Raw genomic sequence first — 9865 nt, forward strand, 5'->3', positions numbered from 1 at the left:
AGGTGCCGCCGGTCATCCGCTCAGGCCGCCTGTCTTCGGGTCCGTGTGCCCGGTGGCCGGGGTGCGCGGCTGTCCGAGCGGAGCCTTGAGTGCCGCAATGCGGTCCGGGAGGGTCCGCCAGACCTCGGGGGTGTAGAAGTGGCCGCCGGGCAGCACGTCGTGCCGGTGGGCGGCGGTCGTGAGGGCGCCCCAGCGGGTCCCGGCGTCGTCGCCGACGACCGGGTCACCGGCGCCGGAGAGGACCTGGAGGGGGACGGTGGTCCTCGCCCCGGTGTACGTGAAGGTGTCGCGGACCCGGATGTCGGCGCGCATCAGCTCCACGGCCATTTCCGTCAGGTCCTCGTCGCCGAGGACGTGCGCGGGCAGCAGCCCGTGGGTGCTCATCCAGGTGAGGAGTTCGTCGTCCGTGCCGCGCCGGTCGGGGAACCGGTCGCGCGCGGTCAGGCCGCGGTCCGGGGCGTTGCACGAGGACACGACCAGTGCTTCCGGCAGGGGGGCGCCCGCCGCCGCGAGCCGGGTGGTCACGTCGAAGGCCATCCAGCCGCCCATGCTGTGCCCGAAGAGGACGTACGGGACGCCGGTCGTCGTGGCGGCGCGGACGACGTCCTCGGCGAGGGCGTCCCAGCTGTCGGCGAAGTCCTCGGCGAAACGCCCCTCGCGGCCGGGGTAGCAGACGGCGAGGAGATCGGTGGCGGGCGGCATCATCGCGGCCCACTCGTGGTAGGCGGCCGTGCCGCCGCCGCAGAAGCCGAGGCACACCAGGGCCCGCTCCGCCTGCCCGGTCCGTTTCAGGGCGACCAGCGTGGTGGCCGGTGCGGCGCTCATGCCGTCCTCCCCGCGCGCAGCGATGCGGCGTGCTCGGCGAGGTCGCGCAGGCGCGGGTGCCGGTAGATGTCCTTCGTCGGCATGACGACGCCGATCCGTTTCTTGAGCCGGGAGACGACGCGCAGCGCCACCAGGGAGTGGCCGCCGAGGGCGAAGAAGTCGTCGTCGGGGCGGATGTCGTCGCGGCCGAGGACCTCCGCCCACACCCCGGCGATCAGTTCCTCGATCTCGCCGTCGAGACCGTCGGGACCGTGGACGTGGAGACCGTGGACGTGGAGACCGTCGGGCCCGGGGCCAGAGCAGTCCGTACCGGCATCGGGCTCCGGCAGGGCATGGACGTCGACCTTGCCGTTGACGGTCATCGGCAGGGCGTCCAGGGCGACGAACGCGGCCGGGACCATGTGGCCGGGCAGCGTCGTCGCGGTGTGCGCGCGCAGTTCCCCGGCCGTGAGAGCCGTGCCCGCCGCGGGCACGTAGTGGGCGACGAGCGCGGGCTCACCCGGCCCCTGGCGTACGGTCACCACCGCGGTGACCACGCCGGAGCAGGAGCGCAGGGCCTCCTCGATCTCGCCGAGCTCCACCCGGAACCCGCGGACCTTGACCTGGCGGTCGGCGCGGCCGAGGAACTCCAGGACACCGGTGGCGCTCCGGCGGACCTGGTCGCCGGTGCGGTACATCCGCGACCCGACCGCGGCGAAGGGGTCGGCGACGAAGCGCTCGGCAGTGAGCGCCGGCCGGCCGGTGTAGCCGCGTGCCAGGCCCGGTCCGGCGAGGTAGAGCTCACCGGCGGTGCCCGTCGGCGCGGGGCGCAGCGCGGGGTCGAGCACGTACGCCCGGACCTGGGGCAAGGGGACGCCCAGGTGCGGTCCGTCGCCCTCGACGCGGGCGACCGTGGCGTCGACGGTGGCCTCGGTGGGTCCGTAGAGGTTGAACGCCTCGATCCGGCCCTCGGCGTAGGCGTCGGCGAGGGTGCGCCACATGCGCGGTGGGATTGGCTCGCCGCCGATCAGCAGGCGCAGCATCCGCTGCGGCGGGGTCCGCGGCAGCAACTGGGCGGCCAGGGCTTCCCAGTGGGAGGGGGTGAGGTCAAGGTCGGACACCTCGTGGCCGGCCAGCAGCGCTGCCAGCCGGTGGGGGTCGGTGCGGTCCTCGTCGTCGAGGACGACCAGGGTGTCGCCGCGGCACACGCGGACCCACTGCTGGACGGAGGCGTCGAAGGACATGCTCGCGTTCCAGGCGACGACCCGGTGGCCGGCCGCGTACACGCCGCAGTGCTCCAGGCCGGCGGTGAGGGCGGCGACGCCGCCCCGGCTGACCTCGACGCCTTTGGGGCGGCCGGTCGAGCCGGAGGTGTAGATGACGTACGCCGCGTCGAGGGCGGCCGGTTCCACCGGGGCCGTGGGTGTCGCGCCGGTGACGCCGGGGGCGAGGACCGGCACACCGGTGAGCCAGGAGGGCGCCGCGTCGTCGGTCACCAGCGCGCGGAGGTCCGCGTCGGTGGCGATGTGGCTGAGCCGCTGGTGCGGGTAGGCGGGGTCGAGGGGGACGTACGCCGCTCCCGCGCGCCAGACCGCCAGCGGGGCCACGACCCAGTCCACGCCGCGGGGCACGCTCACGCCGACCCGGTCGCCCCGCCCGATGCCCAGGGCCCGTAGACGGGTGGCGAGATCTGCGGCGTGGGCGTCCAGCTCGGCGAAGGTGAGGGTGCCGTCCGGCCCGATGACGGCCGTACGGTCCGGGGTGGACCGGACGGTCCGGCGGAACCGGGCCACCGGGTCGGCGGGCAGAGGCAGTTCACGGGCCTCAGCCATGTGAGGCCACCGCCTCGGCGGCGGGCCGCGGCGCGTGGGCGGCGGCCTCGACGGTGGGCCGGCAGTCCGCGAGCTCCACGGGGGCGCCCATGGCCACCACGATGCGCCGGTCGCCGCGGAAGGGGTCGCGGCCGTGGGCGGCCAGGACATTGTCGACGAGCAGCAGGCCGCCCGCTTCCCACGCCCTGCGCACCGCGGCCGCCTCGTACGCGGCGCTGATGGTGTCCAGCTCGTCTCGGGTGAGCGGCGGGCCGTCGCCGAAGGCCGTGTCGAAGGGCAGGCCGTCGTGGCCGAACTCCTCCACGAGCGTTTCGCGGAGCTCCTCGTCCAGCGACCACTGGCTCCAGAACGCGAGGTGGTTGAACCACACCTCCTCGTCGGTCCCGGGGTGGCGGACGATGCCGGGGCGCAGCTGGGTGGTGCGGAGGTTGCCGTCCTCGTCCCATGCGCAGGAGATGAGGTTCTCGGCGCAGTAACGTTCCACGTCGGCCCGGGAATCGGCGGCGAACGCAGATCGCCAGTCGGTGGAGATGTGATCGGAGTAGGCGCGCTTGAGGAGCCAGCCCTGGGTCCGCATCCGCTCCACCAGGTGCGCGGGGAGGCCGCGCAGGACGCCGCGGCAGTCGGCGACGGGGGTGGCGCCGCCCTGCTCGGGGGCGGTCAGGCAGCCGAAGAGCAGCAGCCCGGGGAAGGTGAGGGTGTAGCTGTTCTCGTTGTGCATTCCGATCGCCTGGGCGGCCGGCAGGTCCGTGGAGGAGTAGACGCCGCCGCCGAAGTCGCTGCGGGGCGTGGCCTTCTCCCGGTAGGGGGTGCGCTGCGGCAGGAGCAGGTCGCGGACGCGGGCGAAGGTCTCCACGCTGTGCACGGGCAGGCCGCGTACGTACACGGCTCCGTGCTCCCGCAGTCCGGCGCGCAGCGCCTCGTGCACGGACTCTAGCCAGGCGAGGGCGTCCCCGATGTCCGCCATGGGCGGTGCCGCGAGGGTGGCGGGGCTGCCGGGCTCCACGGTCCAGAGCCCGTTCATCGCGGGCTGCCGGAGGAGCGGTGGCGGATCTCCAGGGTGCAGCACTTGACGCTGCCGCCGCCCTTGAGGAGCTCGGACAGGTCGATGCCGATGGGCTCGAAGCCGCGGGCGGCCAATTTGGCGGCCAGGGTGGTCGCGGCCTGCGGGAGGATGACGTGCAGGCCGTCGGAGACGGCATTGAGGCCGAAGGTCCAGGCGTCCGCCTCGTCGGCGATGATCGCGTCGGGGAACAGCTCCCGCAGCACTTGCCGGCTTTCGGGCGAGAAGGCTCCCGGGTAGTACATGATTTCGTCGTCGTCGAGCACGGCGAGCGCGGTGTCGAGGTGGTAGAAGCGCGGGTCGATCAGCGTCAGGCTGATGACGGGGACGCCGAACAGCTCCTGGGCCTCGGCGTGCGCGGCCGGTTCGGTGCGGAAGCCCGTGCCGGCCAGCACCCGGTCCCCGGCGACCAGGTAGTCGCCCTCGCCCTCGTTGGTGTGCTCGGCGGTCTTCACCACGATGTGGCCCGCGTTCCGGAACCACTGCTCGTACGCGGGGCCTTCTGCGGCCCGCTCCCGGTGCCGCAAGCGGGCGCCCAGGACCCGGCCGTCGTGGACGGTCGCGCCGTTGGCGGCGTAGACCATGTCAGGCAGGCCGGGGATCGGCTCGATCAGCTCGACGGTGTGGCCGAGGCTCTGGTGGAGGGCGTGGAGCCGCTCCCACTGGAGCACGGCCAGCGCGGTGTCGACGGGCTTGGCGGGGTCCATCCAGGGGTTGATGCGGTAGTCGACGGTGAAGTACGTCGGACGGCACATCAGGTAGCGCCGGGCGCTGGCCGTACGGGTGGGGTGCTGTGCGGACATGGTGGACCTTCTGGACGGGGAGCGGGTCAGGACTGCGGGGTGAGGGCGACCAGGGAGGCCGGGCGCATGTCGGTCCAAGTGCGCTCGATGTGGTCGAGGCAGGCGGCCCGGGTGTCCTTGCCGTGGGTGACGGTCCAGCCGGCGGGCACCTCGATGCTCGCGGGCCAGAGTGAGTGCTGGTTCTCCTCGTTCGTCAGCACCAGGTACTCGCTGTCGTCGTCCTCGAAGGGGTTGGCCATGGGAAGTCCCTTTCCGGTGTTTTCTCTTCATGCACTTGCGGCGCTACGGGCACGACGCCGTACCGGCACGGGTGTGCCGGGGGTACGGAGGAAGGGCCCGCCTACGCACCGGAGGTGATGTCTCCGTGCGTTGGGTCGGGCGGGCCCGTGGAGAGAACCGCCCCGATTCCCCCGTGGGGTCGTGGCGGTGCGGCGGGGTGGGGGCACTGCCCGGCGCGGTCTCTACGATGCCTGGTGGGTGTGCGGTCAGGCATCGTGGAAAACCACGAACACACTGCGGGCATATCGCCGGGGCGGCAGCCGGCAGGCGCGGTCGGGCAGGTGCGGTCATGTCCGGGCTGCGGGGAACGCGGTCATGTCCACCCTGCCCAGGTGGGCCGCGAGTTGGGTGCGGCGCGTCACGCCGAGTTTGCGGTAGGCGTTGGTGAGGTGGGTCTCCACGGTGCGGCGGGCCAGGTAGAGCTCCGCGCCGATCTCGGCGTTCGTCCGTCCTCGGACCGCCAGTTCGGTGATGCGCCGCTCCGCCCGGGTCAGCGTGGCGCTGCCGGCCGTGTCCCGCTGGGTCCGGCGGACACCCCCGGCCCGCAGAGCTTCCTCGGCGACCCGGACCAGGCGCCCGGTGACCTGAGCCGCGCCGGCGGTGGCCGCGGGCTCCGGCCGTCCGGCGGGTCCGGGGGCCAGCAGCCGCAACGCCAGGGAAAGGGCCTCGCACAGGTCGTCGCGGCCCTTGCGACCGCTCCCCGCGTCGATACGGGCGCGGCCGAGGTCGATCAGGGCTTCGATGAGTTCCACGGGTGCCGGTGCGGTCCTCAGCACGGCCACGGCCTCGCCGAGTGCCTCCAGCCCCCGGCGGCCGCCCACGGCCGCGGCACGGGCCCGTAGCGCTCGGCCGACCGTGCGGGCTGTTCCCCAGGTCCGTGCGTGGCGCAGCTCTTCCTCGGCGAGGTCCATGGCTCTCGCCGATTGGCCGAGCCTGACCAGGACCATGGCCGCGCCGGATCGCCAGGGGGTGGCCACGGGGCTGACGAAGTCGCGGGCGTCCTGTCCGGCGCCGCAGGAGAGATAGTCGTCGAGAGCGGCCTGCCAATGGCCTTCGGCCGTGTGCAGAAGGGCCCGGGCGTAGCGCAGTTCGTTCCATTCCCAGGAGCTGTCGGCGCTGTCCTCGTCGAGGGTGGCCAGCAGCCGCCAGGCGGGGGCCCGGTGGCCGAGCTCGTATTGCGCGAGGGCCACCATCGACACCAGGTGGGGCATGCGGACCCCCTGCCCGGTGCATGCGGCGAGGAGCGGGGTGTTCTCGGAGATGACCCGGCGGAAGTCACCGGCCCACAGGGCTGCCTCGGCCCGCACGCTGAGCAGGCACTGCCGTCCGACGTCCGTCAGGTCCGGGAGGGCGGGCGGCGCGGGGAGAGACCCCTCCGCCAGGGCCCGGGCCTCGTCCAGGCGGTCGGCCCATTGCAGCAGGGTGGCCGCGGATCCCAGCCAGCTGGTGCGGAGCCTGGGGTCCACGGGGGCCGCCAGCCGTGGCAGCACCCGCGAGAGGACCTCGGCTGCCGACAACTTGCCGTTCCCGGCCTCGTATTCGGTGACCAGTCCGCAGGCGAGCGGTTCGACGATGGCGGGGGCCGTCGCCGCCAGGTCACGCATGTGGGCGACGGCACTGCGCCACGCGGCCGCGTCGTGGGAGGCCATGACGGCAGCGGTGGTCTGCAGCACACGGACGAGTTCGCCGTCGTCCATGGCGCTGCCCACCTGGTGCATGATGCGAATGGCGGTGTCCGCGCGACCCCGGGCGACGAGGGCCGCGCCGAGAGCGGGCGCGACGGTGGCGCGTTCGTTGTGACCGGCATTGAGTTCCAGCGCCGCGCGCAGCCTGCGGATCGCGGCGTCGGCGCAGTGCGGCAACTCCAGGGCCCCGAGCCGCAGGACGAGCGCGGCCCGGCGGCCGGGAGGGAGCGGGCCGGTGAGGGCATGGCGGAGGTGGACGGTGGCCTCATCGACCATGCCGCCACGCGTGGCCTCCTCGGCGGCGTCCTCCAAGGACTGTGTCATCCACTCCTCATCGGGCCGGTCGATGTGGACCAAGTGAGCGGCGACGCTCATCGCGGGCGCGCCGCGCTCGTCGAGTAAGCGGGCGACGCGGCGGCGCAGTGCGTCCAGTTCGGCCGGGTCGGCTGCCGCGAGGGCGGCTTCGCGTGCCAGCGGATGGGAGAAGAGACGGCCGAGGCAGGAGGTGGCCGGGAGCGCGGCACGGCTCTCCGGGCCGAGACCGGCGGTCTCGTGGAGCAGGGCTTCGTCCAGCGCGGTGGAGCCGTCCGCGGTGATGGCGAGCGTGAGGGCCAGGCGGCGCGACCGCGAGTCGGCCCGGACCTGTATCCAGTGGGCGATCGCGTCGCGATAGCGGCTCCCCGCCAGATCGGACAGACGGCGGGGCAGCGCCCCTTCGCGGAGGCCGGAGAGGATGGCGCGCACCAGTGCCGGACTGCCGGCGCACGCCTGGACGCTCAGCTCGGCCCTGTCGGCGTCGTGTCCGAGGGCGCGGACAAGACGGGTGACGGCTGCCGGGCCGAGCGGGCGGAGCAGCACGGAGGTGCCCGTCGTCCCGGGCAGCGCGGTGGTGCCCTTCTCCTGGCACTCGGTGAGGACCAGGAGTACGGGCAGGGTGTCCACGCGGCGGGCCAGGTAGCCGATCCAGCGCCGTGATGCCGCGTCGGCGTCGTGCAGGTCGTCGACGGCCAGGAGTACGGGCTGCCGTTCGGCGGTGCGGGCGAGGTGGGTCACGAGACGGTGGAAGGTCCGTTGTTCCTCGGCGACCGGTGAGTCCGCGAAGGGGATGTACCCGGCCTCGGGGAAGAGCTGCCGTACGAGGGCGAAGGGGAAGGCCGATTCCTCCGGCGCACAGCGCGCGAGCAGGACACGCATGACGCCGTCCGCGGCCTCCCGCCGCACCACCTCTTCCAGCAGGGCGGTACGGCCCATGCCCGTCGCCGCGCCCAGCCTCAGCCAACGGCCGTTGCCGGACCGTGCGGACGCTCCGGCACTCGCGGCAGCTCCGAACGCTTCCTCACGTTCGAGAAGCACTTCCCCCACGCTCATCCTCATCTCGATGTGTACGGCGCCACTCGACTGAGCGCGCCGGTCGTGTCGACGCCGGACGCAGAGCCCGGCATCTCGTGGATCACGCAATTGGTCCGACTGCTGTGACCTGACTGATGGACAGGTGACGCGATCGGTTCCCCGTACATGTTCTTTGGCTGGGAAGGGACGCGTTCCCTGGTGCTGCCGGCCCGTCCTGTCCAGCGATTTTCGCAGGTCGGAGGCGTTTCCTTTGCGGCCATCTCATTTGGGTCGTTCGTGGGGATCGTTGAGAGGCTGGTGCCGGACGAGTCGTGGGAGTTGTTTCAGCGGGCGGTGCCGCAGGCGCCGACTCGGCCGCAAGGCGGTGGGAACCGACGGGTCCGAATCCGGTGGACCGGGGCAGGGCCGTGCCTCGGTTGATGCACTGCTCGGCCCGGTTCCCGCGTACGGGCCCGCGACCTTGGCCGTGACCTGAGCTTGACTCTGTCGGGGATCTTGGTGGCTGTCGAGTTCAGCTGCCCAGGGTTCGCCAGGAGGTGGGCCGTGGGATCTTGTGCTGGTCGAGGTAGTTCTGGAAGGCCGTCGGATGTCGGGGCGGAGGGCCTTCTTCGGCTGGCGGTAGTCCGCTGAGGCGTTCGATGTTGACGGCGATCGCGGTCAGGACATGCTGGACGTGGGCTTTGCTCTGGCCTCGGTAGCGGCAGCGGCGCATGCCGTGGCCGTGGGCGAACTCGTTGACCGTGCCTTCCACTCCGGAGCGAACGGCGTATCGGATCTTCCACTCGGGGGTCTGTTGCTCGGCGCGGACGCGGAGTTGCAGGTCTCGGAGTTCTCGTGGGGGAAAGCCCACGGTGCGGACGTTCTCCCGTGAGGTGGTGCATTGGGTGCGGGCGGGGCAGGGCTGACACTGGATCTTGCTGAATTTCGCCACGATCAGCGGGGCCGCGGTGGGTGAGGACGTCGGGTAGGGGCCGTGCCAGCCACGGCTGACCTGTCCTTGGGGGCAGGTGACCTGCTGGCGGTCGTAGTCGATGTGGAAGTCGTCGCGGGCGAAGCCGTCGGCTTGGCGATGTTGCCGGGTAGGGTTTCCCGGGAGGGGACCGATGACGGTGACCTGGTGGTCCCGGGCGGCTTGTTCCAGGTGGACCAGCGAGGTGTAGCCGCTGTCGACCAGGTGCTCGGCGGGCAGCAGGCCGCGGCGGTGCAGGCGGGTGTGGATGCCGGGCAGGACTTTACTGTCGTGTGTGGTGGCCGCGGTGGTGGCCACGTCCGTGATCACGTTGGGGCTGTCGGGAGCACACGTCTCGGTCAGGTGAGCGGAGAATCCCTTCCAGCTGATGATGTGTCCGTGACGTGCGTAGCGGGCCGAGGTGTCGTAGGGAGAGACGATCGCCCTGGACGAAGGCGGCAGCCCGGGCCCGTCTTCCGTCTCGGCGGTGCGCCAGCGCAGGTGTCCTGTGGCGTCGCGGTGGTAGTTCTGCGCCATGATCTGGCGCAGTGCCTGGACGCGGGGGCCGGACGCGCGGTCTGCTCCGTGCCGGTAGAGATGTTCCAGGAGCCGGATGGCGTCGTTGCCTGTGGCGAGGATCCTGGTCTTGGGCTTGGTGGGGTTCTTGCCCAGGCGGACCGGCCGGCCGTAGCGACGTCCCCACTCCTCGTCGATCAGCTCGTCCAGCAGGTGAGGGGAGGTGCCAGCGACTTCTTCCAGCGCGGCGCGTACCGCCTCGGTGATCAGCTCCAGGCGGGTCAGATCACGCGCCGCGGCCAGGACGTGGGTGGAGTCGGTGCGCTGCGTTGTGCGTTCGCCCACGAGGCCGGCCTCCTTGAGACGGGCCAGGGCAAGGTCCAGGAGGTGGTCGGCGCGGTCAACCTCGGTCAGCCGGTCACGGAAATCGGCCAGCACGCTGTGGTGGAAGCCGGGGTCGTCCAGCTCCATGGCGTGAAGTCGGCCCGGAGCGCGGTCCCGACCTTTCGGCCGGTCCGTTTCTCCGGACCGCTTCCCGCACCCGCCGTGCGCCTCTCAACGCAACGGGCGCTCCACAAGTCCCT

Annotated in this window: 7 protein-coding genes; all 7 read right to left on the reverse strand. The window is 72.4% G+C overall.

The annotated features are described in order from the left end of the window. Nucleotides 1-12: 12 nt before the first annotated feature. Nucleotides 13-825 (reverse strand): thioesterase II family protein, encoded by an 813-nt coding sequence (locus tag QMK28_RS26085; protein WP_326442039.1) that lies wholly within the window; start codon nucleotides 823-825, stop codon nucleotides 13-15. Further along, nucleotides 822-2636: a non-ribosomal peptide synthetase gene (locus QMK28_RS26090; protein WP_326442040.1), complete on the reverse strand. Its 1815-nt coding sequence runs from the start codon at nucleotides 2634-2636 to the stop codon at nucleotides 822-824. Before QMK28_RS26090 ends, QMK28_RS26085 begins: the two co-directional genes overlap by 4 nt. Next, the gene (locus QMK28_RS26095; RefSeq protein ID WP_326442041.1) at nucleotides 2629-3660 is read right to left on the reverse strand and encodes a TauD/TfdA family dioxygenase; all 1032 of its coding nucleotides are present in this window, start codon (nucleotides 3658-3660) and stop codon (nucleotides 2629-2631) included. The genes QMK28_RS26090 and QMK28_RS26095 overlap by 8 nt, the downstream gene beginning before the upstream one ends. Further along, complete coding sequence (gene ddaH, locus QMK28_RS26100) at nucleotides 3657-4502, reverse strand: dimethylargininase (RefSeq protein WP_326442042.1); 846 nt, start codon at nucleotides 4500-4502, stop codon at nucleotides 3657-3659. Before ddaH ends, QMK28_RS26095 begins: the two co-directional genes overlap by 4 nt. 26 nt (nucleotides 4503-4528) lie before the next feature. Then, on the reverse strand, nucleotides 4529-4741 hold the full coding sequence (locus QMK28_RS26105; protein WP_326442043.1) for an MbtH family protein: 213 nt from the start codon (nucleotides 4739-4741) through the stop codon (nucleotides 4529-4531). Between the two features lie 327 nt (nucleotides 4742-5068). Then, entirely contained in the window at nucleotides 5069-7819 is a 2751-nt protein-coding gene (locus tag QMK28_RS26110; protein WP_326442044.1) for a helix-turn-helix transcriptional regulator, read from the reverse strand. A 508-nt stretch (nucleotides 7820-8327) separates the two neighbouring features. Further along, complete coding sequence (locus QMK28_RS26120; RefSeq protein WP_326442045.1) at nucleotides 8328-9752, reverse strand: transposase; 1425 nt, start codon at nucleotides 9750-9752, stop codon at nucleotides 8328-8330. Nucleotides 9753-9865 lie beyond the last annotated feature (113 nt).

The organism is Streptomyces sp. H27-D2, from assembly GCF_035828615.1.
GTDB lineage: Bacteria > Actinomycetota > Actinomycetes > Streptomycetales > Streptomycetaceae > Streptomyces.

Coding starts and splice junctions, on each gene's coding strand:
- QMK28_RS26085 (WP_326442039.1), bottom strand. CDS start 825: ATGAGCGCCGCACCGGCCACCACGCTGGTCGCCCTGAAACGGACCGGG.
- QMK28_RS26090 (WP_326442040.1), bottom strand. CDS start 2,636: ATGGCTGAGGCCCGTGAACTGCCTCTGCCCGCCGACCCGGTGGCCCGG.
- QMK28_RS26095 (WP_326442041.1), bottom strand. CDS start 3,660: ATGAACGGGCTCTGGACCGTGGAGCCCGGCAGCCCCGCCACCCTCGCG.
- ddaH (WP_326442042.1), bottom strand. CDS start 4,502: ATGTCCGCACAGCACCCCACCCGTACGGCCAGCGCCCGGCGCTACCTG.
- QMK28_RS26105 (WP_326442043.1), bottom strand. CDS start 4,741: ATGGCCAACCCCTTCGAGGACGACGACAGCGAGTACCTGGTGCTGACG.
- QMK28_RS26120 (WP_326442045.1), bottom strand. CDS start 9,752: ATGGAGCTGGACGACCCCGGCTTCCACCACAGCGTGCTGGCCGATTTC.